Source organism: Bifidobacterium mellis, from assembly GCF_000967265.1.
GTDB lineage: Bacteria > Actinomycetota > Actinomycetes > Actinomycetales > Bifidobacteriaceae > Bombiscardovia > Bombiscardovia mellis.
On sequence record NZ_KQ033885.1, the window covers coordinates 1,514,818 to 1,539,818 of the forward strand.

General features: G+C 61.9%; 30 protein-coding genes and 1 tRNA gene. 4 read left to right on the forward strand and 27 right to left on the reverse strand.

The window, feature by feature from the left end:
• The 21 genes from rplF to JF70_RS06595 all read right to left on the reverse strand — a co-directional run bounded on the left by rplF (position 1) and on the right by JF70_RS06595 (position 13,059).
• Positions 1–540: a 50S ribosomal protein L6 gene (gene rplF / locus JF70_RS06495; protein WP_045935712.1), complete on the reverse strand. Its 540-nt coding sequence runs from the start codon at positions 538–540 to the stop codon at positions 1–3.
• Between the two features lie 16 nt (positions 541–556).
• Positions 557–955, reverse strand: coding sequence for a 30S ribosomal protein S8 (rpsH, locus tag JF70_RS06500; RefSeq protein ID WP_024626787.1), 399 nt, complete (start codon positions 953–955; stop codon positions 557–559).
• 80 nt (positions 956–1,035) lie between these two features.
• Positions 1,036–1,221: a type Z 30S ribosomal protein S14 gene (locus JF70_RS06505; RefSeq protein WP_015022346.1), complete on the reverse strand. Its 186-nt coding sequence runs from the start codon at positions 1,219–1,221 to the stop codon at positions 1,036–1,038.
• A gap of 1 nt (position 1,222) precedes the next feature.
• Positions 1,223–1,795 carry a 50S ribosomal protein L5 gene (gene rplE, locus JF70_RS06510; RefSeq protein ID WP_024626788.1) on the reverse strand — a complete coding sequence of 191 codons (573 nt, stop codon included), beginning with the start codon at positions 1,793–1,795 and terminating at the stop codon, positions 1,223–1,225.
• Positions 1,792–2,127 (reverse strand): 50S ribosomal protein L24, encoded by a 336-nt coding sequence (rplX, locus tag JF70_RS06515; RefSeq protein ID WP_045935713.1) that lies wholly within the window; start codon positions 2,125–2,127, stop codon positions 1,792–1,794. Before rplX ends, rplE begins: the two co-directional genes overlap by 4 nt.
• 1 nt (position 2,128) lies before the next feature.
• On the reverse strand, positions 2,129–2,497 hold the full coding sequence (gene rplN / locus JF70_RS06520; RefSeq protein ID WP_015022349.1) for a 50S ribosomal protein L14: 369 nt from the start codon (positions 2,495–2,497) through the stop codon (positions 2,129–2,131).
• A 78-nt stretch (positions 2,498–2,575) separates the two neighbouring features.
• Entirely contained in the window at positions 2,576–2,842 is a 267-nt protein-coding gene (gene rpsQ / locus JF70_RS06525) for a 30S ribosomal protein S17 (protein ID WP_015022350.1), read from the reverse strand.
• A gap of 2 nt (positions 2,843–2,844) precedes the next feature.
• A complete protein-coding gene (rpmC, locus tag JF70_RS06530) occupies positions 2,845–3,108 on the reverse strand; it encodes a 50S ribosomal protein L29 (protein WP_015022351.1) in 264 nt (87 codons plus the stop codon).
• Positions 3,108–3,527, reverse strand: coding sequence for a 50S ribosomal protein L16 (gene rplP, locus JF70_RS06535; RefSeq protein ID WP_015022352.1), 420 nt, complete (start codon positions 3,525–3,527; stop codon positions 3,108–3,110). Before rplP ends, rpmC begins: the two co-directional genes overlap by 1 nt.
• Positions 3,528–3,530: 3 nt before the next feature.
• Complete coding sequence (rpsC, locus tag JF70_RS06540) at positions 3,531–4,376, reverse strand: 30S ribosomal protein S3 (RefSeq protein ID WP_045935714.1); 846 nt, start codon at positions 4,374–4,376, stop codon at positions 3,531–3,533.
• On the reverse strand, positions 4,376–4,735 hold the full coding sequence (rplV, locus tag JF70_RS06545) for a 50S ribosomal protein L22 (protein WP_024626790.1): 360 nt from the start codon (positions 4,733–4,735) through the stop codon (positions 4,376–4,378). The genes rpsC and rplV overlap by 1 nt, the downstream gene beginning before the upstream one ends.
• Positions 4,736–4,756: 21 nt before the next feature.
• Positions 4,757–5,035 carry a 30S ribosomal protein S19 gene (gene rpsS, locus JF70_RS06550; protein ID WP_015022355.1) on the reverse strand — a complete coding sequence of 93 codons (279 nt, stop codon included), beginning with the start codon at positions 5,033–5,035 and terminating at the stop codon, positions 4,757–4,759.
• A 15-nt stretch (positions 5,036–5,050) separates the two neighbouring features.
• On the reverse strand, positions 5,051–5,881 hold the full coding sequence (rplB, locus tag JF70_RS06555; protein ID WP_015022356.1) for a 50S ribosomal protein L2: 831 nt from the start codon (positions 5,879–5,881) through the stop codon (positions 5,051–5,053).
• Between the two features lie 35 nt (positions 5,882–5,916).
• Positions 5,917–6,219, reverse strand: coding sequence for a 50S ribosomal protein L23 (rplW, locus tag JF70_RS06560; RefSeq protein ID WP_015022357.1), 303 nt, complete (start codon positions 6,217–6,219; stop codon positions 5,917–5,919).
• A gap of 5 nt (positions 6,220–6,224) precedes the next feature.
• A complete protein-coding gene (gene rplD, locus JF70_RS06565) occupies positions 6,225–6,899 on the reverse strand; it encodes a 50S ribosomal protein L4 (RefSeq protein ID WP_045935715.1) in 675 nt (224 codons plus the stop codon).
• 4 nt (positions 6,900–6,903) lie between these two features.
• Positions 6,904–7,557 (reverse strand): 50S ribosomal protein L3, encoded by a 654-nt coding sequence (rplC, locus tag JF70_RS06570; protein WP_015022359.1) that lies wholly within the window; start codon positions 7,555–7,557, stop codon positions 6,904–6,906.
• Between the two features lie 16 nt (positions 7,558–7,573).
• Positions 7,574–7,882 (reverse strand): 30S ribosomal protein S10, encoded by a 309-nt coding sequence (gene rpsJ, locus JF70_RS06575; protein ID WP_006295278.1) that lies wholly within the window; start codon positions 7,880–7,882, stop codon positions 7,574–7,576.
• A gap of 286 nt (positions 7,883–8,168) precedes the next feature.
• A complete protein-coding gene (adhE, locus tag JF70_RS06580; RefSeq protein ID WP_156149628.1) occupies positions 8,169–10,952 on the reverse strand; it encodes a bifunctional acetaldehyde-CoA/alcohol dehydrogenase in 2,784 nt (927 codons plus the stop codon).
• Positions 10,953–11,261: 309 nt separating this feature from the next.
• Positions 11,262–11,753, reverse strand: a complete 492-nt coding sequence (gene rpsI, locus JF70_RS06585; RefSeq protein WP_015022361.1) for a 30S ribosomal protein S9 — start codon at positions 11,751–11,753, stop codon at positions 11,262–11,264.
• 20 nt (positions 11,754–11,773) lie between these two features.
• Positions 11,774–12,223, reverse strand: coding sequence for a 50S ribosomal protein L13 (rplM, locus tag JF70_RS06590; protein WP_045935716.1), 450 nt, complete (start codon positions 12,221–12,223; stop codon positions 11,774–11,776).
• A 203-nt stretch (positions 12,224–12,426) separates the two neighbouring features.
• Positions 12,427–13,059, reverse strand: a complete 633-nt coding sequence (locus tag JF70_RS06595) for an AbrB family transcriptional regulator (protein WP_045935717.1) — start codon at positions 13,057–13,059, stop codon at positions 12,427–12,429.
• A gap of 108 nt (positions 13,060–13,167) precedes the next feature.
• On the opposite strand from JF70_RS06595, the gene JF70_RS06600 reads away from it, so the two are divergent.
• Positions 13,168–13,830 (forward strand): IMPACT family protein, encoded by a 663-nt coding sequence (locus JF70_RS06600; RefSeq protein WP_045935718.1) that lies wholly within the window; start codon positions 13,168–13,170, stop codon positions 13,828–13,830.
• Between the two features lie 139 nt (positions 13,831–13,969).
• Here the strand turns inward: JF70_RS06600 and JF70_RS06605 are convergent.
• Positions 13,970–14,056 (reverse strand) — tRNA-Ser (locus JF70_RS06605).
• Positions 14,057–14,281: 225 nt separating this feature from the next.
• Here JF70_RS06605 and dinB point away from each other — a divergent pair.
• Positions 14,282–15,553, forward strand: coding sequence for a DNA polymerase IV (gene dinB, locus JF70_RS06610; protein WP_045935719.1), 1,272 nt, complete (start codon positions 14,282–14,284; stop codon positions 15,551–15,553).
• On the opposite strand, the gene dapC is transcribed toward dinB, so the two are convergent.
• From dapC to JF70_RS06635, 5 genes are all read right to left on the reverse strand, one after another.
• A complete protein-coding gene (gene dapC, locus JF70_RS06615; RefSeq protein ID WP_045935720.1) occupies positions 15,550–16,704 on the reverse strand; it encodes a succinyldiaminopimelate transaminase in 1,155 nt (384 codons plus the stop codon). The two genes, dinB and dapC, sit on opposite strands and share 4 nt — an antisense overlap.
• Before the next feature lie 70 nt (positions 16,705–16,774).
• Positions 16,775–17,092, reverse strand: coding sequence for a ferredoxin (gene fdxA / locus JF70_RS06620; protein ID WP_015022367.1), 318 nt, complete (start codon positions 17,090–17,092; stop codon positions 16,775–16,777).
• A gap of 57 nt (positions 17,093–17,149) precedes the next feature.
• Positions 17,150–18,673, reverse strand: a complete 1,524-nt coding sequence (locus tag JF70_RS06625; RefSeq protein WP_045935721.1) for an amino acid permease — start codon at positions 18,671–18,673, stop codon at positions 17,150–17,152.
• 425 nt (positions 18,674–19,098) lie between these two features.
• On the reverse strand, positions 19,099–20,505 hold the full coding sequence (uxaC, locus tag JF70_RS06630) for a glucuronate isomerase (protein WP_082069436.1): 1,407 nt from the start codon (positions 20,503–20,505) through the stop codon (positions 19,099–19,101).
• A 188-nt stretch (positions 20,506–20,693) separates the two neighbouring features.
• Complete coding sequence (locus JF70_RS06635; RefSeq protein WP_045935723.1) at positions 20,694–21,725, reverse strand: LacI family DNA-binding transcriptional regulator; 1,032 nt, start codon at positions 21,723–21,725, stop codon at positions 20,694–20,696.
• Between the two features lie 248 nt (positions 21,726–21,973).
• Here JF70_RS06635 and JF70_RS06640 point away from each other — a divergent pair, with 248 nt between their 5' ends.
• A complete protein-coding gene (locus JF70_RS06640) occupies positions 21,974–23,617 on the forward strand; it encodes a mannitol dehydrogenase family protein (protein ID WP_045935724.1) in 1,644 nt (547 codons plus the stop codon).
• A gap of 80 nt (positions 23,618–23,697) precedes the next feature.
• Positions 23,698–24,825: a mannonate dehydratase gene (locus JF70_RS06645; RefSeq protein WP_045935725.1), complete on the forward strand. Its 1,128-nt coding sequence runs from the start codon at positions 23,698–23,700 to the stop codon at positions 24,823–24,825.
• Positions 24,826–25,001 lie beyond the last annotated feature (176 nt).

The following is a 25,001-nucleotide window of genomic DNA, read 5'->3' on the forward strand; positions in this document are numbered from 1 at the left end:
TCACTTACCAGCCTTTCCAGCCTTGCGCAGGATGTGCTCGTCGGTGTACTTGATGCCCTTGCCCTTGTAGGGCTCGGGAGCACGCAGGGCGCGGATGTTGGCCGCAGCCTGGCCGACGGCCTGCTTGTCGATGCCGGTGACGACCACTTCATTGGCGTTCGGCGTCTCGAAGGTGATGCCCTCCGGGGGGTCGACAGTGATGGTGTGCGAATAGCCCAGCGAGAACTCCAGGGACTTGCCTTTGGCGACCACGCGGTAGCCGGTGCCGACAATCTGCAGGTGCTTGCTGTAGCCCTTGGAGACGCCTTCGACCATGGAAGCCACGATGGAGCGGCTCAGTCCATGCTTGGCCTTGGTGGTGCGGTCCTCGTCGGCGGGGGTCATGATGATCTGATTGCCCTCGACCTTGCCGGTGATGCCTTCAGGCAGCGTGTATCCGTCAGAGCCCTTGGGGCCCTTGGCGGTGAATTCCTGGCCCTTGAAGGCCACCTCCACACCTGCCGGAACAGCGATGGGGAGCTTACCGATATGCGATGCCATGTTCAGCTCTCCTTTCTCACCATACGTAGGCGACGATTTCGCCGCCGATGCCCCTGTCGAGGCATTCCTTCTGGGTCATCAGTCCCGAGCTGGTCGAGATGATGGCGATTCCCAGCCCGCCCAAGGGCATGGGCAGGGAATCCGACTTGGCGTACCGGCGCAGACCGGGCTTGGAGACGCGCTTGATTCCCTGAATGGACTGGCGTCCATCGGGGCCGTACTTGAGCGTGATCTCCAGATCCTGCCCGACCCGCGCCTCCTTGGCGCGGTAATCGGCGATGAAACCTTCGCGCTTGAGGATCTGCGCGATGTTCGCCTTGAACTTGGAGTACGGCATGTCGACTGTTTCATGCTTGGCCGCACTCGCATTACGCAGACGTGTCAGCATGTCTGCGATGGGATCTGTCATTGTCATGTGGGCTTATGCCCTTCCTCGCCGTGGTTTCCGCCGCCGGGCAGCAATCTGCCGCGACCGCGGACCTTCAGCGTCGATCTTTACCAACTGGACTTCGTCACACCCGGCAGCTCGCCGCGATGGGCCTTCTCGCGAAGGCAGATGCGGCACAGGCCGAACTTGCGATAGACGGAATGAGGACGACCGCAGACCTGGCAGCGCGTGTATCCACGCACCTTGAACTTCGGCTTGCGTGCCGCCTTGTTTCTCAGAGCGGTTTTTGCCATATCAGTTCTCCTTGAAGGGGAAGCCCAGCTGCTTGAGCAGCGCCCGGGCCTCCTGATCGTTCTTGGTGGAGGTCACCACGGTGATATCCATACCACGCTGGTGATCGATCTGATCAGGATCGATCTCGTGGAACATGGACTGCTCCGTGAGACCGAAGTTGTAGTTGCCCTGGCCGTCGAACTGACGGTCGCTGATGCCGCGGAAGTCGCGGATGCGGGGCAGAGCCAGGGTCAGCAGACGATCCAGGAACTCCCACATACGCACGCCGCGCAGGGTGGCGAAGGCGCCGATGGCCTGTCCCTCACGCAGGTGGAACTGCGCCACGGACTTCTTGGCCTTGGTGATCTTGGGCTTCTGGCCGGTGATGGCCGTCAGGTCCTTGACCGCGCCCTCGATCAGCTTGGAGTCGCGTGCCGCGGCACCCACGCCCATGGAGACCACGACCTTTTCGATCCTGGGCACCTGCATGGGGTTGGAGAACTTGAACTCCTTCTCCAGCTCGGGCACGATGCTCTCGCGGTACTGCTGCAGCAAACGAGGGACTGCCGGTGCTTCAACGGTGGTATCGCTCATGACAGCTCCTTGCCTGACTTCTTGGCGAAGCGGGTGCGCACGACCTTGACTTTGCCGTTACGCGCCTCCTCCTTGATGTTCACGCCGATGCGGGTCGGCTTCTTGGTCTCCGGGTCGATGACCATCACGTTGGAGCGATGGATGGGCGCCTCGGTCGGGACGATGCCCGACTCCTGACCCTGCTGGGTGGCCCGCACATGCTTCTTGACGATCTGGATACCCTCGACGATCAGGCGGTCGTTGGGCAGAATCCGCAGGACCTTGCCCTCCTTGCCGCGATCCTTGCCGCGGATGACCTTGACCTGGTCGCCTGTCTTGATCTTGGCTACCACTTCAGATCACCTCCGGTGCCAGGGACACGATCTTCATGAAGCGCTTGTCGCGCAGCTCACGACCGACCGGTCCGAAGATACGAGTGCCGCGGGGCTCACGACCGGTGCCGAGGATGACCGCCGCGTTCTCGTCGAACTTGATGTAGGAGCCGTCGTGACGACGATGCTCCTTGACCGTACGGACGACGACCGCCTTGACGACCTCGCCCTTCTTGACCGACCCGCCGGGAATGGCATCCTTGACGGTGGCGACGATCACGTCGCCAATGCCGGCATAGCGTCGCTTCGACCCGCCGAGCACGCGGATGGCCAGGATCTCCTTGGCACCCGTGTTGTCGGCGACCTGAAGCCGCGATTCCTGCTGAATCATTGATTCTCCTTAGCCGCGCTGGTTCTCCGCAGACACCCCGCACCAGGCGGGATGAAATGCGGAGCCTGGCCGAACTTGTTACTTGGCGCGCTCGACGATGGAGTCGAGACGCCAGCGCTTGGTCTTGCTCAGAGGACGGGTCTCCATGATACTCACGAAGTCGCCCACATGGGCCTCGTTCTTCTCATCATGGGCCTTGACCTTGCGGTTGCTGCGGACGACCTTGCCGTACAGGGGGTGGGTCGAACGCTGCTCCAGCTCAACGGTGATGGTCTTGTCCATCTTGTCGGACACGACGTAGCCGCTGCGAACCTTGCGGAAGTTGCGCTCCTGCTTGTCAGCCATGCTTACTTCTCCTCAGCTTTGCTCTCGGCCTTTGCTTCGGCGGGCTCCTGGCTGATGCCCAGCTCGCGCTCACGCAGGACGGTGTACATCCTGGCGATGTCGTGCTTGACGGCCTTGAGGCGGGAGGTGTTCTCCAGCTGACCGGTGGCCGACTGGAAGCGCAGGTTGAACAGCTCTTCCTTGGACTTCTTCAGGAAATCCTCGATCTCCGCATTGGTCTTTTCATTCAGATTCTTGATGGAATACTCGGCTGTTCCGACTGACATCAGATGTCACCGCCTTCACGTGCAATAATCCGGCACTTCATGGGAAGCTTGTCAGTGGCGCGGCGAAGGGCCTCGCGGGCCACATCCTCGCTCACGCCGCCGATCTCGAAAAGCACCCGGCCGGGACGGACATTGGCCACCCAGAACTCGGGCGCACCCTTGCCGGAACCCATTCGGGATCCCAGGGCATGCTTGGTCAGGGGACGATCCGGGAAGACCGTGATCCAGACGCGGCCACCACGCTTGATGTACCGGGTCATGGCGATACGGGCCGCCTCGATCTGACGGTTGGTCAGGTAAGCCGGAGCCAGGGCCTGAATGCCGTAATCGCCGAAAGCGATCTCGTTGCCGCCCTTGGACATGCCCGAACGACCCGGACGATGCTGCTTGCGGTATTTAGTCCTCTTTGGGATAAGCACGGCTCACTCCTTTGCTTCGGTTGCGACGGGTGCCGAGGCGGTATGCTCCTGGGCCGCCGCCGGCGGCGCGGCCACACCGCTGTTCTGCTTGGCTGCATCCTGCTCGCGGCGGGTGCGTCCCTCGGAAGGACGGACGCCACGACGGGGACGACGATCGCCGCGCCGACCGGGGCGGTTGTTCTGCTGAGCCTGCTGCTCCTCGAACTGGCGCTCGGTCATGTCGCCCTTGTAGATCCAGACCTTGACGCCGATGCGGCCGTAGGTGGTCCTGGCCTCGAAGAAGCCGTAGTCAATCAGGGCGCGCAGAGTCTGCAGGGGCACACGGCCCTCACGGTAGAACTCCGAACGGCTCATCTCGGCTCCGCCCAGACGACCGGACAGCTTGATTCTGATGCCCTTGGCGCCGGCCCGCATGGCATCCTGCTGAGCCTTGCGCATGGCCCGGCGGAAGGTGACGCGGTTGGTCAGCTGCTCGGCGATGCCCTGAGCAACAAGCTGGGCATCGATGGAGGCGTTCTTGACCTCGAAGATGTTCAGCTGGACCTGCTTGCCGGTGATCTTCTCCAGCTTGGCGCGCACGCGCTCGGCCTCGGCTCCGCGACGGCCGATGACGATACCCGGCCGGGCGGTGTGAATGTCGACGCGCACACGGTCGCGGGTCCGCTCGATGACGATCTTGGAGACGCCTGCGCGCTCCAGGTCCTTGTTCATCTCCTTGCGGATCTTGTCGTCCTCAAGCACGAAGTCGCTGTAGCGCTCCCCCGCCTTGTTGGAATCGGAGTACCACTTGCTGCGGTGCTCCTCGGTGATGCCGAGTCGGTACCCAAACGGGTTGATCTTCTGCCCCATTATCGGGCTCCTTCCTTGTCGGCCACCACGACGGTGATGTGGCTGGTCCGCTTGTTGATGCGGGCCGCACGACCCTGGGCGCGGGCGCGGAACCGCTTCAGGGTGGTTCCCTCGTCCACGTAGGTCTCTCGGACCATCAGCTCGTTCTCGCGGAAGGGCTGGTTGGCCTTGTCCGCCTTGACGCGCGCGTTGGCGATGGCGCTCTCCAGGCACTTGCGGACCGGAACGGCCGCGTCCTGGGGGGCGAACTTCAGAATGGTCACGGCCTCGGTCGCCTGCTTGCCTCGGATGAGGTCGACGACGCGGCGAGCCTTGCGAGGCGTCACGCGAACGTGACGTGCAATTGCCTTAGCTTCCATGTGTCTCTACTCTCCCTCGCCTCAGCGGCGTGCTTTCTTGTCGTCCTTCACGTGACCCCTGAAGGTCCGGGTGGGGGCGAATTCGCCGAGCTTGTGGCCGACCATGGCCTCGGTTACGAAGACCGGGACATGCTTGCGGCCATCGTGCACAGCGAAAGTGTGCCCGATGAAGTCCGGGGTGATCATGGAACGACGGGACCAGGTCTTGATGACGTTCTTGGTACCCTTCTCGTTCTGCTCGTCGACTTTCTTCTGCAAGTGGGCGTCGACGAATGGGCCCTTCTTGATGCTACGAGTCATCTTTCCGACACTCCCTTACTTGCGGTTCTTACCATTTGGACGACGACGCACGATCATCTTGTTGGAGGCCTTCTTGGGCCTGCGGGTGCGGACCTCGCCCTTGCCCCAGGGGGACACTGGCGGCTTGCCGCCACGAGTGCGTCCACCATGCGGGTGGTCGACCGGGTTCATGGATTCACCACGGGTGATGGGCCTGCGTCCCATCCAGCGGGCACGTCCCGCCTTGCCGAGCTGGACGTTGGCGTGGTCGTTGTTGCCGACCTCGCCCACCGTTGCGCGGCAACGGGAGTCGACGTTACGAATTTCGCCGGAGGGCATACGCAGCTGGGCGTAGGCCCCGTCCTTGGCCACCAACTGGACGGCAGCACCGGCCGAGCGGGCGATCTTGGCGCCGCCCAGGGGCCGCAGCTCAATGGCGTGGACGATGGTGCCGGTGGGGATGTTGCGCAGGGGCAGGTTGTTGCCGGGCTTGATGTCGGCCTGGGGACCGGTCTCGATGACGTCACCCTGCTTGATGCCCTGCGGGGCGATGATGTAGCGCTTCTCGCCGTCTGCAAAGTGCAGAAGGGCGATACGGGCCGAGCGGTTGGGATCGTATTCGATCTCAGCGACCTTGGCGGGCACGCCGTCCTTGTCCCAGCGACGGAAGTCGATGAGGCGGTACTGGCGCTTGTGTCCGCCGCCGCGGTGGCGGCTGGTGACGCGGCCATAGGAGTTGCGTCCGCCGGTCTTGCTCAGCTTGCGAACCAGCGACTTCTCGGGCTTGGAGCGCGTGATTTCGGCGAAGTCCGAAACCGAGGCGTTGCGACGGCCCGCGGTCGTCGGCTTGTATGTACGGATAGCCATAATCTAGTTCTTCCTTAACTTTTCTCGGCTAGCCTTCAGTTGTTGGTACCGAAGACATCGATCGACTGGCCCTCGGCCACCTTGACGATGGCGCGCTTCTCGGCGGCGCGACGACCCCAGCCCGTACGGGTCCGGGTCCGCTTGCCCTGGCGGTTGAGGGTGTTTACCGATGTGACCTTCACGTTGAAGATCTGCTCGATGGCCTGCTTGATGGCGACCTTGTTGGCATCAGGGTCAACCACGAATGTGTACTGGCCGCGGTCCGAGTTGGCGTAGCTCTTCTCGGAGACGACCGGGCGCAGAATGATGTCGTGTGCTGGCTTGTGAATAGCTGCCATGAAAATCAGGCCTCCTTGACGGTCTCGGACTTGACGCCGCTCTTGGCAGCCAGGAAGGCATCGAAGCCATCCTTGCTGAAGACGACATCCTCGGCCGTGACCACATCGTAGGTGTTGAGCTGATCGGCGAAGAGGACATGGACGGTGGGCAGGTTCCTCACGGAGAGCCACTCGTTGATGTTCTCACGGGACAGCACGACGGTGGTGAATCTGTTGTCGACAAGGGGCAGCAGGGCTGCCTTGGCTGCCTTGGTGGACGGAGTCTCGCCAATGCCGAAGTCGACCACGTGCACGCGTCCGGCGTTGACCCGGTCGGACAGGACGTAGCGCAGGGCTGCGGCCTTCATCTTCTTGGGGGTGCGCTGGGAGTAATCGCGCGGCTGCGGGCCGTGGACAATGGCGCCACCGGTCCACTGGGGAGCGCGGATGGAACCCTGACGGGCACGTCCAGTGCCCTTCTGCTTCCAAGGCTTGCGGCCGCCGCCTGAGACGGTGGACCGGGTCTTGACCGAGTGTGTGCCCTGGCGGGCTGCAGCCAGCTGGGCGACAACCACCTGGTGGATCAGCGGCACGTGTGAACGGACATCCTCCTCGGCAATGCCGAAGATCTGCTCGGGTGCATCCACGGTCCCGGTGTTCTTGCCCTGGGCGTCGGTGATGTTCAGAGTCAACTTAGCCATGGTTTCAGGCTCCCTTCACTGCCGAACGAACCAGGACGATGGCGCCGCGGGGCCCGGGCAGGGCACCCTTGATGGCGATGACGCCCTTCTCGGCATCTGCGGAGACGATGGTCAGGTTCTGGACGGTCGAGGTGTCGTGACCCATTCGGCCGGCCATCCGCTTGCCCTTGAGGATGCGGCTGGGGGTTGCGCAGGCGCCCACTGAACCGGGACGACGCTCGTTCTTGTGCGAACCGTGGGTGCGGCGGTAGGACTTGAAGCCCCAGCGCTTGATGGTGCCGGCAAAGCCCTTGCCCTTGGTGGTGCCGGTCACATCGACCTCGCTGCCCTCGGGCAGCAGGTCCAGGCCCAGCTCCTGGCCGGGCTGATAGCTGTCGGCATCGGCGGTGCGGACCTCGACCAGGTGACGACGCGGGGTCACTCCGGCCTTGGCGAAGTGTCCAGCCAGCGGCTTGGTCACCTTGGTGGGGTCGATCTGCCCGTAGCCGATCTGGATGGCCTGGTAGCCGTCCTTCTCCTGGTTCTTGACCGCGGTCACCACGTTGGTGGACACGTCCACCAGGGTCACCGGGACGAAGAAGCCGTTCTCGTCCCAGACCTGGGACATGCCCAGCTTGCGGCCCAGGAGAGCCTTGCGGTTCCTCTGCTCTTCAGCCATGCGGTTTCCTCCTCCCCTACAGCTTGATCTCAATGTTGACGTCCGCCGGCAGATCGATGTGCATCAGCGAATCCACAGCCTTGGGCGTGGGATCCACGATGTCGATCAGGCGCTTGTGGGTGCGCATCTCGAAGTGCTCGCGGGAGTCCTTGTACTTATGAGGAGAACGGATGACGACATACACGTTCTTCTCAGTCGGCAGCGGAACGGGGCCAACCACAGTTGCGCCCGCGTTCGTCACCGTCTCGACGATCTTCTTCGCCGATTGGTCGATGACCTCATGGTCATAGGACTTTAGCCTGATGCGGATTTTCTGTCCCGCCATTGCCGTCCGCCCTTTCTAGCGATCTATGAACTGATTACCCAGTCTGTTTCGAGGGCACGGAACGACGGCCGCAAGGAGACATTCCTCCCGACAGGCCTCAGCCGGATCCATGCGCAGCCGTGGAGAATCCCGTGGGGATGGGACTCCTCGCTGCACCCGCTATTGTGATTGACAAAATGCGAGCCCAAAACAGGCAACTTTCTTATTAAACCACGAGGGTTCCCCTAGAAGAATCCGGGCGTGTCGCGCCGCTTCCAGGGGAACCCCCGGCTCAATTCCGGCCCTGTCAGGACCGGCGGGAGGCCTCCTGGAGCACATCCTCGCCCTGGCGGGCAACCCTCATCCGGTGACCCTCCTCCTGGCTGACCCCATAGTAGGCGGCCACGGCGATGTCCTTCATGTCCTCAATCAGCGGAATGCGGGGGTTGGCCGGCGTGCACTGGTCCTCATAGGCGCGCATGCCGATCTGATCCAGGGACCGCCAGTAGAGGTCCTCGTCCACTCCGGCAGCCTGGAAGGAGGCATCCATGCCCAGGCGCTCATCCCTGTAGGATTCCACGGCACGGGCCAAGAGCTCCACGCCCTCCTCGGGGGTAGCGGATTCGATGCCCAGTACATGGGCCATCTGCCTGTAGCGATCCGGGGCCACATACTCGCTGTACTTGGGCCAGCTGGTCGGCTCGTCCGGGACCCGTCCGTTGTAACGAATCACATAGGGCAGGAGGATGGAGTTGGCGCGCCCATGGGCCACATGACAGAGGGCTCCGATGGTATGCGCCATGCCGTGGCACATGCCCAGGAAGGCCGAACCGAAGGCCATGCCTGCCATGGTCGCCGCATTGTGCATCTTCTCCTGGGCGCGGGTCTTGGTCTCGCCGCCGGCGGTGCCCACGGCAGGCTCCAGGTTGTCCCAGATCAGCTTGGCCGCATGCAGGGCCATGGCGTCGGTGTAGTCATTGGCGTAGACCGAGACGAAGGCCTCCATGCAGTGGGTCAGGGCATCGAAGCCCGAGTCGCAGGCCAGCTGCTTGGGCTGGGTGCGGGCCAGAACCGGATCCACGATGGCCACGCTGGGGGTCAGGGCGTAGTCGGTGATGGGGTACTTGTATCCGGTCCTGTGGTCGGTGATGACCGCGAATGGGGTGACCTCCGAACCCGTGCCCGAGGAGGTGGGAATGCAGACCAGCCTGGCCTTGGTGCCCAGGGGCGGAATCTTGAAGGCCCGCTTGCGGATGTCGAAGAACTTCTCCCGAACATCGGCAAAGGAGATCTCCGGGTGCTCATAGAGCAGCCACATGATCTTGGCTGCGTCCATGGGGCTGCCGCCGCCCACAGCGATGATGGTGTCGGGGCCGAACTCATCGCGCATCATGGCCGCACCGCGCTCCACCGTCTCAACGCTGGGCTCCGGCTCCACGTAGTCGATGATGCGGAAGGTGACCGGCTCGGGCCGGGCCCGCAGCTGATCGATGATCTTGTCGACGATCCCCAGCTGCTCCATGACCTTGTCGCAGACGATGACGGCCCGGCGGATGCCGAACATGTCACGCAGGTAGCGGACGGAGTTGGGTTCGAAGTAGGTCTTGGGGGGTACCTTGAACCACTGCATGTTGTTGTTCCTCCGCGCGATCCGTTTGATGTTGATCAGATTGACCGCCTGGACGTTGCCCGAGACCGAGTTGCCGCCGTAGGAGCCGCAACCCAGGGTCAGGGAGGGGGCGATGGCGTTGTAGATGTCGCCGATGCCACCCAGGGAGCTGGGCTGGTTCCAGACGATCCGGCAGGCGTGCATACGCTGTCCGTACTCGCGCACCAGCCTCTCATCGTCGGTGTGGATGGCAGCTGTGTGCCCGGCGCCGTAGCGCAGCATCTGCTCGCAGAGGGTGAAGCCCTCCTCCTTGTTGCTGGCCTTGAGCACGGCCTGAACCGGAGCCAGCTTCTCCAGGGTCAGGGGTTCCATGGGGCCGACCCGGTCGCATTCGGCGGCCAGGATGGTCGCATCCTCGGGGATCTCGAAGCCAGCCTGACTGGCGATGAACTGGGGGGACTTGCCCGGAACCTCGGAGTTGAGCCTGGGAGCGGGTGCTTCGGCACCGGCATGGGCCCGCACGCCGAACATGTACTCCTCCAGCTTGGCCTTCTCCTCAGGGTTGACGAAGTAAGCCTTGCGCCGCTTCATCTCCTCGATCACCCGGTCATGCACATCCTGATGGGCGATGATGGCCTGCTCTGTGGCGCAGATCATGCCGTAGTCGAAATGCTTGGACAGGATCAGGTCGTTGACGGCCCGGGAAACGTTGACCCTGCGGTCCACATATGCCGGTGCATTGCCGGCTCCTACGCCCAGGGCAGGCTTGCCCGAGGAGTAGGCGGCCTTGACCATGCCGGTGCCTCCTGTGGCCAGAATGGTGGCCACGCCGGGGTGCTGCATCAGGGCGCCGGTGGCTTCGACTGAGGGGTGCTCGATCCATTGGATGCAATCCTGTGGAGCACCTGCCTCGATGGCGGCATCACGGACGATCCGGGCCGCCTCCACCGAACAGCGCTGGGCGTAGGGGTGGAATCCGAAGACGATGGGGCAGCGGGTCTTCAGGGCCAGCAGCGACTTGAAAATGGCAGTCGAGGTGGGGTTGGTGACCGGAGTCACGCCGGCCACGACTCCCACCGGCTCGGCCACCTCGATGATGCCGTCCACATCGTTCTCGTTGATGATGCCCACGGTGCGCTGCCTGGCCAGGTAGTTGGTCACGTGCTCGCAGGCGAAGATGTTCTTGGTGGCCTTGTCTTCCACCAGGCCGCGTCCGGTCTCCTCCACGGCCATCTGAGCCAGGGACAGATGCTTGTTCAGGGCCGCAATCGAGGCCTTGGCCACAATCCGATCCACTTGGCTCTGGTCGAGCTCCTCAAAAGCGCGTAAAGCCGCCTGCGCGCGGACGACCAGGGCATCCACCTCCATGCGGGCCAGCTCACTGCCGTCGGCCTGGCCGCCTTCCCTGCCAGCTGTCGGCTCCTTCACTTGATGGTCATGCTTATGCTTCTGCGTTCCAGCCAAGGTATTGGCCCTCCTCATGTTCCGCGGATGCCGATGAGGGCCGGCAGAAGGTCTAATACAGTCCCAGACCGTGGCGGTCCACGAAAGACATCCGTCATAACGTGACGAAAATCACAATATAGACCCAAGGGGGCACCATTGAGCCCCAGGATGAGCGAACGTTCGCTTGAAGCGTGTCGTGTGGGAATTCGTGGTTTTCCTGGTCATTTTCCGCACCCCAACGTGCGCTTTGTCGTTCGCTTGGAACTGGGCTGTCCAGGCATGGATCCAAGCATGAAAAATCCCCAAGGTCCATGAGAACCTCGGGGATGAAGGAAACCGCGAACGTCAGCGCTTGGAGAACTGCGGGGCGCGACGGGCCTTGTGCAGACCGGCCTTCTTGCGCTCCACCACGCGGGCGTCACGGGTCAGGAACCCGGCCTTCTTCAGGGCAGGACGGTTGGCGTCCCGATCGATGGCGTTCAGGGCGCGTGCGACGCCCAGACGGACTGCGCCGGCCTGGCCGGTCACACCGCCGCCCTCGACGCGCACAACCACGTCGAACTTGTTCTCGAGCTTGAGCAGCACGATAGGCGAGTTGACCTCGCGCTGGTGCAGCTTGCTGGGGAAGTACTCCTCCAGGGTGTGCCCGTTGATGCTCCACTTGCCGGAGCCCGGAATCAGACGGACGCGGGCGACTGCCTCCTTGCGGCGGCCGGTGCCATAGCCCGGCTCGATGGCGGAGGTGCCGGTGCCTGCACCGGCGTTGGTCTCGGAAGTGTAGGAAGCGCTGGTCTCCTCGGCCTCAAGAACCGCGGAGCTGTTGTTGTTGTCAGCCATGATGATTATCTCCTCTGGTCCTACTTGGCCTGCTGGGCGACCTGATGGATCTTGTACTCAATGGGCTGCTGGGAGGTGTGAGGATGCTCCTCGCCTGCGAAGACCCGCAGCCTGGTCAGCTGGACCTTGGCCAGTTTGTTCTTGGGCAGCATGCCCTTGACCGCCGTCATGATGATGCGCTCGGGATTGTGCTCCATCAACTGCCCGTAGGAGTCGCGACGCAGACCGCCGGGGCGACCGGAGTGGGTGTAGAGCACCTTGTCGCTCTTGTTGCCTGTCAGCACCATCTTGGAGGCGTTGATGACGATGACGTTGTTGCCGGAGTCGGCGTAGGGCGCATAGGTGGGCTTGTTCTTGCCACGCAGCAGATCGGCCACCTGGGCTGCCAGACGCCCCAGCACCACACCGGAGGCGTCGACGATATACCAGTCATGTGTCAGATCGGCTGGTTTCGGGGTGAAAGTCTTCACGATTCAACCTTTTCCTTGCATTGTGTTTCGGGCTCTCCGCGCCGCATGCTGCCATGCCGGCCGAAAGCCATGTATTCCGTGGGCTCCCTTAAAGTCCTAGACGGCGAGTGGGAAAAGCGCTTTGAGGACCCCTTAGGGAAACACAACAATCCATTATTGTAACGCCTGAGTGCCATTCGTCAAAATTCGCGTCGGCCCCGGTCTCAGCGGGAGGCCGCCGCCCGTGCCACCTGCCCGTCCGGGTCCTTGCGCAGGGCATCAAGGGTGGCCTGCCCGGTGTTGGGGTTCAGGGCCACGGCCCGGCGCACCATGGCAGCCAGCACATGGGGGGCATTTTGCTCCTCGCGAGTGCCGAGAGCTCCCAGAAAGTCCAAGGTATCAGCATCGGTACGCTCGTCCTGGGCGCCCTCCAGGCGCATCTTCCAGGAGGTCATGGGATTGGTCAACGCTGCAGCCCTGACTCCGGCATCCTCGTCCTTGGTGAGCAGACCGGCCAACCAGTTCTTGTCGTCCTTGTTGGCGGCCACCGCCCGACGGACCTCCACGCTGGAATCCTGGGAGAGCTTGACCAGGATGTTGGGGAAGGGCATGGTCCGTGCCAGGTAGATCCTGTCCTCCACCGGCGTGTGCTCATTGCCGGCCACGGCCTCCAGCAGTGCCGTAAAGCGGGAGAAGGCGGCCTGATCGGACTTGTCGGGCAGGGGACTGCGGGCGAATTCATGCAGCTCGGCCGTATCCGTAGAGTGCCTGAGCCTTTCGTAGAAAACGGTCAGGGCCTCGTGGGGCTTGCCGGCTGACGGTGATTCGGTTTCCGGTTGGTCCTGGGGATTGGTCATGGGGCCAGCTTAGGTCGTCTCCTTGATAACGGGCTCGACCCGGGATCCCCTCTAGCATGGAGATAACGCAGGAACCGAGGAGACGATAGTCATAGGAGGCAAGCCGATTTGCTCACCATACTGGATACGCCGCAGAAACCGGCCACAGGCTCCCTGACCGAGCGCAGGTCCGAGTTCATCGGCCAGGCCTGCCATGTAGAGGACCAGGAGGCGGCCATGGCCTTCGTCCAGGAGGTCCGCTTGCAACACCCCAAGGCCCGACACGTGTGCCACTGTGCGATCTGGGGACCCGAGGGGCGCACCAGCGAGCGTATGAGCGATGACGGGGAGCCCTCCGGAACGGCCGGCAAGCCCATACTTGAGGTCATGCGCCGGCAGGGGCTGACCGACTGCGTCCTGACGGTGACCCGATACTTCGGAGGGATTCTTCTAGGGTCAGGTGGACTGATCCGCGCCTACTCCTCGGCAGCCTCCCTGGCGCTCAAGGCGGCCAGATCGGCACGCGTGCTCCCGACGCAGCGCTTCACGATCGCTGTGGACTATCCAGAGTACGAACCCCTCCGCCGTCTGATCCGCAACTCGGGAGGACACGTGGAGACCGAAGAGTTCACCGATAGGGTCCGATTGACCTACGACCTGGAGCCCGCAGCGGTACCGGCCTTTCACGGCCGACTGGATGATCTTCTGCAGGGCCGGGCCCAGCCCAGCACACTGGGCGAAGGCCGCAGGCTGATTCCTCTGTCCGGCAACAAGGCTTCGTCTGCCTCATAACAGCCAAGACAAGCCATACAGCCATTGCCTGGCCCTGGTCCACCCTGCCGGACAGGCTCATGCCAAGCACCGACTGATAATGAACTGATAATGAATAAGACCGGCAATCGAGCAGGATCAACGATCACCGGTCATCAGGCGGAGACGAGGAGATTCGAACTCCTGGACCGCTTGCGCAGTCAACACCTTAGCAGGGTGCCCCTTTCGGCCACTCAGGCACGTCTCCATGCAGGCTCCCGAACCAGGACCTTAGCCCCAGAGTTTCGAGAACAAAACAATAGAATACCATGATTGACCGACCTGACTCGCCGGGGCGACAGGAAGCGGCAAGGCAGGGCACGGAACTGTTCACTTTTATGGATAAAACCATAAAAACGAACCTTCTCCAAGAATCGATGCCTGAGAATAATTTATCGTATTTTCCTCCGGGACCCCCTTCTATCATGGAGCCATGAGTACCGCACCAAGGCTTGCAGCCGCCAAGAAGGACTGGGGACATGACGAGACCGGCTGCACGGTGCTGCACATTGACATGGACGCCTTCTACGCCTCCTGCGAAGTCGCTCGACACCCGCAATTGCAAGGCCGGCCGGTCATCATCGGCACCGGACGGCGTTCTGTGGTCTCCGCGGCCAGCTACGAGGCCAGGGCCTTCGGCATCAACTCGGCCATGCCCCTGGCACGCGCCAGACGACTGTGCCCTCAAGGGGTCTTCCTCCCGGTTGACATGGCCTATTACCGAGGCATCTCACGACGGATATTTGATACGGTTTTCTCACGAATCACCGATCAGATCGAGCAGGTCTCTGTGGACGAATGCTACATGGACGTGTCCGGGGCGCTCATCCGCTGGGGCATGCCCACGGCCATCGCCCGGTGGATCCGGGCCAGCGTGGCACGTCAATTCCACGTAACCTGCTCGGTAGGCGTCGCCACCAACAAGCTGGTGGCCAAGATGGCCTCCACCAACGCCAAACCCGACGGTATGCTGCTGATTCCCAGGGCCCGGCAGGCCGAGTTCGTCCAGCTGATGCCCCTGCGTGGCATTCCCGGCATCGGACCGTCCCTGGAGAAGCGGCTCAACGCCTGGGCCATCAAGGACGTGGTCGACCTGGCCACCATGAGCGAGCGGGATCTGACTCGGGCCACGGGCTCGAACCTTACAGCCAGGAAACTGGCACAGGCCTCCCACGGACTGGACGACGATCCGGTCCAACCGCGGGCACCGGAGAAGTCCCTGGGTGCGGAACGCACCTTTCTACACGACACCACCAGCATGAAGCAGGTCTGCGACCTCCTGCGCGTGTGCAGCAACGAGGTCGCCACCGGACTGCGATCGCACGACCTGATCGCCCGGACCATCACCGTCAAACTGCGCTTCGATGATCTGCGCTATATGACCAAGGCCCACACCCTGGAGACCCCGGTCAACTCAGCCAACCGCATCTATCCGCAAGCGGTCGGTCTGCTCAAGGCCATGCTGGGATTGCCCGACGGCGTGCCTATGGACACACCCCTGCCCAGGCTGATCCGTCTGGCCGGTGTCAGCGCATCCGGTCTGAGCCGGGTGGAGGACACTCCCATCCAGCCTTCCTTGGAAGACATCATCCACGAGAGCAAACGTCGCACCGGCAGCGAGTCCCAGCGCCTGGATCAGGCAGAGGCCACCATGGACTCCATCAGAAGCCGCTACGGCAAGGGCTCAGTCAGCATGGGCCTCTAAGCGGCGCTCCGCAGACGCCCCAGGGCCAGCTCCAGCTGCTCGTCAGTGATGGTTGACGAAAATCGTAGATAGTGGCCATCCCCGTAGAACTCCCCTGGACTGGCCAGAATACCCAGGCGGGACAGGTCCGCCATATCGGCCCAACAGTCGCCCGAGCGGGCCGGTGCCCAGATATACAGGCCGCCCTGGGGCATGACGGCATCGTATCCGTAAGAACTGAGGGCTTCATCCAGGGCATGCAGGCGACGGGCGTAGATATTGCGCTGGACCCTCACAGCCTCGCCATCCTCCAGCGCGGCCCGCATGGCCCGTTGCACCGGGCCTGGCACAATCAATCCCACTTGCTTGCGGTAGGCGGTCATGGCCTTCACCAGTTGGGCATCGCCAGCCACCAGGGCCGCCCTATACCCGGCCATGTTGGACTGCTTGCTCATTGAGTACAGACAGAGTATCCCGCTGGCATCGCCGCCACAAACTTCCGATTCCAGGATGCAGGGCGAGGCGGGAATCTGCGCATTCCGCCCGACTTGATCCGGCTCTGACCAATCCAGCAGGGCATAGCACTCGTCGCTCAGGACCGTGGCCCCTATCGAACGGGCCGCCCGCACGATCTTGGCCAACCCGGCTCGGTCGATGATCCGCCCACTGGGGTTGCCTGGCGAATTGATCCATATTGCTCGCACACCAGGCAGATTCATCCATGAATCCGTATCAGCAGGATCGTCCACGGTCGTCACCTGGGCCCCGGCCAGCTGGGTTCCGATGGCATAGGTGGGATAGGATACCCTCGGCTGCACCACCCGGTCCCCCGGTCCCAGATGCAGGAGGGAGGCCATGAGTGCCACCGCCTCCTTGGACCCGACCGTGGGCACCAGATCCGCGCCAATGGCATCCGGATCGACCCCGCGGCGACGACGGAACCAGTCGGTCGCGGCCTGCCTCAGAAGGCCGTCACCGGTAGTTTTTGGATATCCTCGTGCCTGGCCATCATCCGCAGCCGCAGCCAAGGCCTCCTTGACCGACCTGGGCACAGGATCCACCGGCGAACCCACCGAGAGGTCAACCAGACCGCCGGGGCACTGCTCAGCACCCCGCCGGTAGGGGTCAATCCTTGACCAGTCGTAGGGGGATCGGAAAGAGTGAAAACCCATGGCCCGCCTTTCTCTTATGAATAAGCCGCGGTGGGTTGGCTCCCATCCGCGGCTCGTCAGCCTTAATCGACTACTTGTTGGGCGGCAGTGCTGCCACACCCTCCGGATCGTGATCGTAGGGGCCGACCGCAGCAGCGCCGCCGGCATCCCCCACCTGGGCGAAGAAATCAGTCGCCGCGTCCTTGTACCAGGTCCATTCCTCGGGCAGGTCGTCCTCGTAGAAGATGGCCTCCACCGGGCAGACCGGCTCGCAGGCGCCGCAGTCCACGCACTCGTTGGGGTTGATGTAGAGCGAACGGACGCCCTCGTAGATGCAGTCCACCGGGCATTCGTCCACGCAGGCCTTGTCCTTGACGTCCACGCAAGGCTGAGCGATGACGTAGGTCATGGGTTACCTCCTGAGTATGCGAGTATTCACTCTACACTGCAGCGCCGACGCTCCAGGTCAGTCCAGACCGGCCTGGGTGGCCTCGGATATCTTCCCGCTGAGCTGATGTCGACCGAGCAGGGAGTGCCGGTAGGAATAGCAGAAGTAGATGGCCAGGCCTGCTGCCAACCAGACCACGAATCGAATCCAGGTCAGCACGGTCAGATTGAGCATGAGCCAGAGGCAGGCCAGGGCGATCAGAATGGGAACCCAGGGGTTGCCGGGCATCTTGAAGGACCGGGGCAGATCCGGCCGGCGCTTGCGCATGATGGGCAGGGAGATGGCCACCAGCAGGAAGGCCGAGAGCGTGCCGATGTTGACCATGTCGGACAGGACGTCTATGGGGAAGCAGGAGGCCACCACGGCCACCACGATGCCGCCCAGGATCTGGATGCGGGCAGGCGTGCCATGACGGCCGGTGCGGGACAGGGCACGGGGAAGAAGCCCGTCGCGGCTCATGGCGAAGACAATGCGGGTCAGCCCCAGCAGGAGCACCATGACCACGGTGGTCAGCCCCACCACGATGCCGAAGGAGATGATCTTGGCGGCCCAGGGAGCGCCGACCATCTCGAAGCCGGTGGCCAGGGAGGGGTTCTTGGCCTTGGCCAGGTCCTTGTAGGAGACCATGCCGGTGGTGACGATGGCGACCAGGATGTACAGGGTGATGACGATCAGCATGCCCAGGCCGATTCCGCGGGGAATGGTCTTGTGGGGCTCCTTGGCCTCTTCGGAGGTGGTGGCGACGATATCGAAGCCTACGAAGGCGAAGAAGACCAGGGCAGCGCCTGAGAGGATGCCGGGGACACCGTAGATGGTGGGCTGCATGCCTGAGACCCACTGCCAGAGCGGCTGGCCCATGATTCCCGGTACGCTGGCGCCCGGAACGGCCGAAGCCGGCTCGGAAGGCGGGATGAAGGGCCGGTAGTTGTCCAACTTGACGTAGAAGAAACCCACCACGATGACGAAGACCACGATGCCGATTTTGAGGACGGTCAAGGCGCCGTCGAACCGGGCCGAGAGCTTGGTGCCCAGGACCAGCAGGACCGTGAAGAGGGTGACGACCGCCAGCGGGGCCAGGTCCACGTCCAGGCCGCCCACATGGAAGCTGGAGCTGAACGAGGTGCCCCCCATCAGATGGATGAAGTCATTCAGGTAGACGCCCCAGTACTTGGAGATGACCGAGGCGGCCATGAGCATCTCCAGAATCAGGTCCCAGCCGATGATCCAGGCCACCAGTTCGCCCATGGTGTTGTAGGTGAAAGTGTAGGCCGAGCCTGAAACAGGGATCATGGAGGCAAACTCCGCGTAGCACATGACGGCTGCCGCGCAGACGATGCCTGCAATGACGAAGGAGATGATGACGGCCGGGCCCGCATGGAAGGCCGCAGCCTGGGCACCCACCGAGAAAATACCGGCGCCCACGGCCACTGCGACGGCCATGATGGCCAGGTCCCAGGTGGTCAGCGTCCGCTTGAGCGACCTGCCTTCCTCCCCGGTCTCTGCCAGGGTCTGTTCAACCGATTTCTTCCTGAATAATTCCATTCTGCTCCCAATCGTGACTTATTGTGCCGTAAGCTCCTCCGGCCCATCACTATAGGAGATGGGAATACACAAATCCGGACTTTGCCCATTTCGGGATACTACCCGCTGGGGAGCACGACCGGAACCGTCAAATCACACAGGGATCGAAACCTCCCTGAAACAGGACAAGACACCCAGACCTTTGTGGTCCGGGTGCCTCATCCTCGCTCTGACCGTAGGGCATCGGAATCGTGTTCAACGTAATGTCGTGCTCGGTGGCCCCCAGGTACAGACTGGACTATCCGTATGAGTTCTCAAGTAGTCGGCCACATTGGTGCCTGCAGAAAGTACAAAGAACGCTGGGTCGTATAGGTGGCAGCTTTTTGCGCCGTCAGAGCTGTCGCACGAAGCGACTTTCTGGCCATGGGGGTCAGCCAACCTGCACATCAGCTCTTAAAAAGGGCCAGGGCGTTCTCATAGGAGACCGCGCGGACCAGAGGGGCAAGATACTCCTCGTCATCAGGAATGACGCCTTGGCTCGCCCAGTCCCCCAGGAGCCCGCAGAGCACCCTCCGGAAGAGCTCGTGCCTGGGGAAGGACAGGAAGCTGCGGGAGTCCGTGGTCATTCCTACCGCATTGCCCAAGAGAGAAGTTTCTGCCAGAACCTCAAGCTGGCGGCGCATCCCGGTGATGGTGTCGTTGAACCACCAGGCGTTGCCCAGTTGAAGCTGGCCCCGATCATCGCCGCCGAAGCAGCCCAGGTCAGTGGCTATGGCCATGTAGTCGTTGGGATTGAGGGAATAGACGATGGTCCTGGGCAGGATGTTCGAGCTTTGCGCCTGGTCAAGAAGGGCCGCAAGGGGGGCGGCCACCGAACCGTCCGCCAGGGCATCGTAACCCGTGTCCGCTCCCAACCGCTGGAAGGCTGTCGAATTGTTGTTGCGACTGGCATGGAGGTGGAGCTGCATGGTCCAGCCCTTATCCTTGTAGATCCGCATGAGCTCAAGGAGGAGGCCTGCACGGTATTGGGCCTGCTCCTGCCTGCCAAGGCCCAGTCCGGCCCTGGCCTTGCTGAAGATGGCATCCAGCTGCTCGGCAGTCGCCGGAGCGAACTCCACCACATCGACAGCATGGTCGGAGAGTCTGGAACCATGCTGATGGAAGTAATCCACACGATTGCGCAGAGCTTCGACCAGATCGCTGAAGTCATTGATCGGCTTGCCGCAGACCGACTCCATTGTGGCGATCCACCCGCCATACCCCTTGGCTGTCGGATTCAGGGCCGCATCCGGGCGGAAGGCGGGGACCATCCTGAAGGGCTCCCCCTCCTTGGCGAACCGATCGTGGTACTCCAGACTGTCCTCAGGGGAATCCGTGGTGCAGACCACTTTGACGTTCATGCGACGCAGAAGCGCTCTTCGCGAGAAGTCCGGGGTGGCCAGCAGCTCGTTGGTCTGATCAAAGATGGACTTGGCGGTCTTGGTGGTCAGGGGTTCGCAGATGCCGAAGTACCTCCGCAGCTCCATGTGCGTCCATAGATAGACCGGGCTGCCCACAGCCTGTTCCATGGTCCGGGCGTAAGCCATGAATTTGTCCCAAGGGTCCCCGTCCCCGGTGATCAGCCGTTCCGGAACACCATTGGCCCTCTCCAGTCGCCATTTATAGTGGTCTCCATAATTGCGTCCATCTGTCAGCCAGGCATCGACAATATTATCGAAGTTGGGGTCCTCATAGATCTCCTTGGCGTGCAGATGGCAGTGATAATCCACCAGGGGAAGATTCTCAGCCACGTCATGGAACAACTCTCGAGACAACTGCGTTCCGAGAAGAAAATCGTCATCCAGGAAAGCCACTACAAACTCCTTAGTCGAAAACAGCAAGTCCGGCATCCGAATTTCCGCGATGCTCAAATCCTCCTGTACAGACCAACGGACAGGTAAGGCAGTCAGACAATCGGAACTCACACGTGCTCTTGCTCAGCCTATGCGCGCCCGAAAAGGCACAACATGATGTTGCCATGACTTGTCGGAAACCTCCCTGATCAGGAACCTGACGCAGCCTTTCCCGTACTCTGTCTGATGACCAGACGGGCCGGAACCGTCGGGGCTACAGACAGGGAGGCTCCGGAAAGACGCTGCATAAGGAGATCGGCAGCCCCACGTCCAAGGGCCGAAAGGGACATATGAATGGTTGTCAGAGGCGGACTGCTCACCATGGACATGATGTCGTTGTCGAACCCGATGACCGAGACATCACGAGGGCACTGGCAACCAAGCCGTCGTAAGGCCACGATCAGACCGATCGCCATCAGATCGTTGTGGGCAATGACCGCTCCCGTAGGATTTGCCAGATATTTCTCTGCAAAGGAATAGCCCCCGTAAAAGGTGGGGGCGCAAGGCAGCGAGCGCTTGACGCTCATCCCCCTGGCGTCGCACTCATCGAGGATGTGCCGCCACCGTATGCCACTTGACCAGGAGGCCGCCGGCCCGTCCAAATAAGTAAGACTCCGGCAACCCAATGAGTGCAGGTAGTCGACCGCCTGGCATGCCCCCTTGGACGAGTCGATGCTGATGCTGGAGACGCCCCGAACATCACGGTTGACGCTGACAAGAGGACGCAGCTGGGCGCACTTGCGGATCATGGCATCGGGCATCCTAGGGGAGACCAGAATGATCCCCGAGACCACGGGGGCGACCGCATCGACGATCCTGCGCTCCCGGGTAATGGACTCCCGGGTATCAAGAATCAGGGTTTCGAAATGGAAACGCTCGCATTCGTCCTGGATATTGCGGATGACCCCGGTGAAAAACTGATTACCCAGGTCGGGCACAATGACCGCCACCAGTCCCCTGCCTTGGGAGTCTGACCTGCTGTCGACCATGTCGCTGTGATAGCCCAGCGAATCAGCGACCTTCTGAACCATCCGAGCGGTCGAAATGCTGACCCGATCCGGGCGTGAAAAGGTGCGCGAGACCGTTGAAGGAGAGACGCCGGCCTGGCGGGCCACATCATATATGGTGATGCGGCGGTTGCCCTTGGAGGAATCGCCGCCCGAATCTGCTTCGGTCTTCATCTAGCCGTATCAGCCTTCCCTCTGCAGCCCCATAGCGCATGGAACATACGCCAACAAAGCCGAGTACCTCTTAGTGTCCAAGTATAAGTAATTCCACAATGTCCATAACAGCCGACAGCAGTCTGGTGAGAAACAAACGGCAACTCCGAAGGCAGGCAAGCTCCCACTTGAGTAGGTTCGAAAACAAGTGGGGCAAGTGCGTACGCCTGGTCTCCGCGGAATGGCTCTTTTGATAAAGGAAGACACTGATGCTTCACCTGAGCGACGATATACATAATCAGACTGCTGCCTGGCAGAAGGCCGGTGTCACCCTGCCAACCTACGACATCGAGGCCATGCGCCAGGCCACCAAGCGCTCGCCTACCTGGGTCCACTTCGGGGCAGGCAACCTCTTCAGGGCAGTTCATGCCCCCATTGCCCAAAAACTTCTGGATTCAGGCGCCACCGACCGAGGCATATCGGTGGTCGAATCCTTCGACCCGGCCATCATCGACCAGGCCTATACCCCCTTTGACGACCGCTATCTTCAGGTCATCCTGAAAGCGGACGGATCCATGAAAACCTCGTTGGTCGCCTCGATCGCAGGTGCCTATCCGCTGGGCGAAGACCCGAAGCCCCTGCGTGATCTGAGGCTGGTCTTCCGCAATCCCAGCCTGCAGATGGTCACCACAACCATCACCGAGAAAGGCTACGCCCTGGTCGACTCCCAAGGCCGGCCGCTGTCATGGATCGCTCCGGAATTCGAGGGCGGACCCGACAAGGCCAAGAGTGCCATCGCAGCCATCACGGCCCTCCTGCTGGAGCGCTACCAGGCCGGTGCCCTTCCCCTGGCCCTGGTCAGCACCGACAACTTCTCACGAAACGGGGAGCGGTTCGGTCAGGTCGTCAGGCGGATGGCCGAAGAGTGGATAAAGAGAGGCCTGGCCGAAAAAGGCTTCGGCGACTACCTCAGGGACAAGAACAAGATCACCTTCCCACTGACCATGATCGACAGAATCACTCCCAACCCAGACGCGGAAGTGGGTCGCCGACTCAAGGCTCTGGGCATCGCCGATGCGGAACCCTTCCGTACCAGGGGCGGAACCGCCATGGCCCCCTATGCCAACACCGAGGAGACCTGGTATTGGGTGGTTGAGGACGACTTCCCTGCAGGCCGCCCGCCTCTGGAGAAAGCAGGGGTCTACATGGCCGACAAGGATACGGTCAACGCCGCCGACCAGATGAAGGTCACCACCTGCCTGAACCCCCTGCACACAGCCCTGGCCGTCTTCGGGATGCTTCTGGGGTATCCGACCATGTCGAAAACCATCGCCGACCCGGACCTCAAGGCCTTGGTCACCCGCCTGGGGTATGTGGAAGGACTGCCTGTGGTCGAGGACCCGGGCATCTTCTCCCCCAAGGAGTTCCTCCGCCAAGTCATCGAGATCAGGGTTCCCAATCCCGGCCTGCCCGATACGCCGGCGCGCATCTGCGCCGACACCTCCCAGAAGATTCCGGTCAGATACGGAATCACCATCAGCAAGTACATCCGAGCCAAGGACCTTGACACAGCCGATCTGGAAGCCATCCCGCTGATCATCGCCGCCTGGCTGCGGCTGCTGATCGGTTCGGACGGCAATGGAACCGACGATGCCGGACGGCCGGTCAAGCTGAGCCCGGACCCGCGCCTGGAGGAACTTCAAAGGATTCTGGTCGACATCCCACTCAATGGGTCAGCCAAGAAGAAGACTCTGACGACAACCATCAAGTCCATCCTGGCCGATACCTCCATCTTCGGAACCAATCTGAACGCCACCCCGCTGGCCGACAAAATCGAGACCTTCCTGACCGCCATGTGCCAGGGCAATGGGGCTGTAGCGAGCACCCTTCACAAGGCTGCAAGCGCCTGGTGACATCGGTATCTACCGACTGGACAAGGCAGGCAACAACCGGGTCCGCCCGATTCGAATATCGAATATAAGGAGAGAGCATTATGCACATGGGATTCCGCTGGTACGGCCAGGGCAATGACACCATCAGCCTGGATGATATTCGTCAGATTCCGGGAGTGGAGACCATTGTCTGGTCCCTGCACCATAAACAGGCGGGCGAGGTTTGGCAGCCGGACGAAATCGAAGATGCCATGGCGACAATCACCGGGTTGTCTGCCAGGGATCGGGCGGCAGGCATAACCAAGACCTTCAATGCCGACGTGGTTGAGTCGGTCAACGTTCATGAGTCCATCAAGACCGGTTCGACAGTCCTCGGGATCAGCCGTGACCAGGCCATTGACGCCTACATCGAGACCGTAGCCAACCTGGGCAAGGCCGGGGTCAAAGTCGTCACCTACAATTTCATGCCGGTCTTCGACTGGCTGCGCACGGAGATGTTCCACCCCTGCCCAGACGGGTCCACCGCCCTCTACTACAACCAGCACCAGGTGGACCAGCTCAGTCCGCAGGGAATCATCGACGAAACCCTGAAGGGGGCCGGATCCCTGACTGTGCCCGGCTGGGAACCTGAACGGCTTGCCCACCTGCCTGAACTGATGGAAGCTTATCAGGGAATGGACCACGAGCAGATGTACGCCAACTACAAATACTTCCTGGATGCCGTGATCCCCACCTGCGAGCGCTACGGGGTCAAGCTGGCCGTCCACCCCGACGACCCTGCCTTCGACCTGTTCGGCTGGCCGCGCGTGGTCTCCAGCAAGGAGGGGATCCAACGAGTGCTGGACCTGAATCCCAGCCCCTGCAACGGACTGTGCCTGTGCCTGGGATCCTTCTCATCCAGACGGGGTAACGATGCTGTGGATGCAGTCAAAACCTTCATGGACAGGATCTACTTCAGCCACGTGCGCAACATCCGTTTCACCGACGAGCAGGGCTCATTCTACGAGGTAGGTCACCGCGCAAGCGAGGGCAACGTGGACACCGTCGGCATCATGAAGGCCTACGCCGAGGCCAATTACCAGGGCTACATCCGCCCCGACCACGGACGGCATTTATGGAGCGAGAACACGGAAGCCGGCAGACCACGGCCAGGCTACGGCCTCTATGACCGCGCCATGGGCATCCAGTATCTGCTTGGAGTCTGGGACGCTTACCGCTACAACCGTTGATGAAGCAAAATCAAGTATGGTCCCCTTGTCATGCTCTTTGGCAAGGGGACCCTTTATTCTGTCATTGCCGCCATTTTCGTAGCTTATTGCTTGGTCTCATCGGTCAAGACGAACCTAACCTGAAGGTGAAGCAGAAGGAATCCCAAACAATAAGGAAGTGTCTGATGCCGGTCTGG

Excerpts from the sequence above, each read along its gene's own strand:
- rplF (WP_045935712.1), bottom strand. The coding sequence starts at position 540 with ATGGCATCGCATATCGGTAAGCTCCCCATCGCTGTTCCGGCAGGTGTG.
- rpsH (WP_024626787.1), bottom strand. The coding sequence starts at position 955 with ATGACAATGACAGATCCCATCGCAGACATGCTGACACGTCTGCGTAAT.
- JF70_RS06505 (WP_015022346.1), bottom strand. The coding sequence starts at position 1,221 with ATGGCAAAAACCGCTCTGAGAAACAAGGCGGCACGCAAGCCGAAGTTC.
- rplE (WP_024626788.1), bottom strand. The coding sequence starts at position 1,795 with ATGAGCGATACCACCGTTGAAGCACCGGCAGTCCCTCGTTTGCTGCAG.
- rplN (WP_015022349.1), bottom strand. The coding sequence starts at position 2,497 with ATGATTCAGCAGGAATCGCGGCTTCAGGTCGCCGACAACACGGGTGCC.
- rpsQ (WP_015022350.1), bottom strand. The coding sequence starts at position 2,842 with ATGGCTGACAAGCAGGAGCGCAACTTCCGCAAGGTTCGCAGCGGCTAC.
- rpmC (WP_015022351.1), bottom strand. The coding sequence starts at position 3,108 with ATGTCAGTCGGAACAGCCGAGTATTCCATCAAGAATCTGAATGAAAAG.
- rpsC (WP_045935714.1), bottom strand. The coding sequence starts at position 4,376 with ATGGGGCAGAAGATCAACCCGTTTGGGTACCGACTCGGCATCACCGAG.
- rplV (WP_024626790.1), bottom strand. The coding sequence starts at position 4,735 with ATGGAAGCTAAGGCAATTGCACGTCACGTTCGCGTGACGCCTCGCAAG.
- rpsS (WP_015022355.1), bottom strand. The coding sequence starts at position 5,035 with ATGACTCGTAGCATCAAGAAGGGCCCATTCGTCGACGCCCACTTGCAG.
- rplB (WP_015022356.1), bottom strand. The coding sequence starts at position 5,881 with ATGGCTATCCGTACATACAAGCCGACGACCGCGGGCCGTCGCAACGCC.
- rplW (WP_015022357.1), bottom strand. The coding sequence starts at position 6,219 with ATGGCAGCTATTCACAAGCCAGCACACGACATCATTCTGCGCCCGGTC.
- rplD (WP_045935715.1), bottom strand. The coding sequence starts at position 6,899 with ATGGCTAAGTTGACTCTGAACATCACCGACGCCCAGGGCAAGAACACC.
- rplC (WP_015022359.1), bottom strand. The coding sequence starts at position 7,557 with ATGGCTGAAGAGCAGAGGAACCGCAAGGCTCTCCTGGGCCGCAAGCTG.
- rpsJ (WP_006295278.1), bottom strand. The coding sequence starts at position 7,882 with ATGGCGGGACAGAAAATCCGCATCAGGCTAAAGTCCTATGACCATGAG.
- adhE (WP_156149628.1), bottom strand. The coding sequence starts at position 10,952 with ATGAGGAGGGCCAATACCTTGGCTGGAACGCAGAAGCATAAGCATGAC.
- rpsI (WP_015022361.1), bottom strand. The coding sequence starts at position 11,753 with ATGGCTGACAACAACAACAGCTCCGCGGTTCTTGAGGCCGAGGAGACC.
- JF70_RS06595 (WP_045935717.1), bottom strand. The coding sequence starts at position 13,059 with ATGACCAATCCCCAGGACCAACCGGAAACCGAATCACCGTCAGCCGGC.
- dinB (WP_045935719.1), top strand. The coding sequence starts at position 14,282 with ATGAGTACCGCACCAAGGCTTGCAGCCGCCAAGAAGGACTGGGGACAT.
- dapC (WP_045935720.1), bottom strand. The coding sequence starts at position 16,704 with ATGGGTTTTCACTCTTTCCGATCCCCCTACGACTGGTCAAGGATTGAC.
- fdxA (WP_015022367.1), bottom strand. The coding sequence starts at position 17,092 with ATGACCTACGTCATCGCTCAGCCTTGCGTGGACGTCAAGGACAAGGCC.
- JF70_RS06625 (WP_045935721.1), bottom strand. The coding sequence starts at position 18,673 with ATGGAATTATTCAGGAAGAAATCGGTTGAACAGACCCTGGCAGAGACC.
- JF70_RS06635 (WP_045935723.1), bottom strand. The coding sequence starts at position 21,725 with ATGAAGACCGAAGCAGATTCGGGCGGCGATTCCTCCAAGGGCAACCGC.
- JF70_RS06640 (WP_045935724.1), top strand. The coding sequence starts at position 21,974 with ATGCTTCACCTGAGCGACGATATACATAATCAGACTGCTGCCTGGCAG.
- JF70_RS06645 (WP_045935725.1), top strand. The coding sequence starts at position 23,698 with ATGCACATGGGATTCCGCTGGTACGGCCAGGGCAATGACACCATCAGC.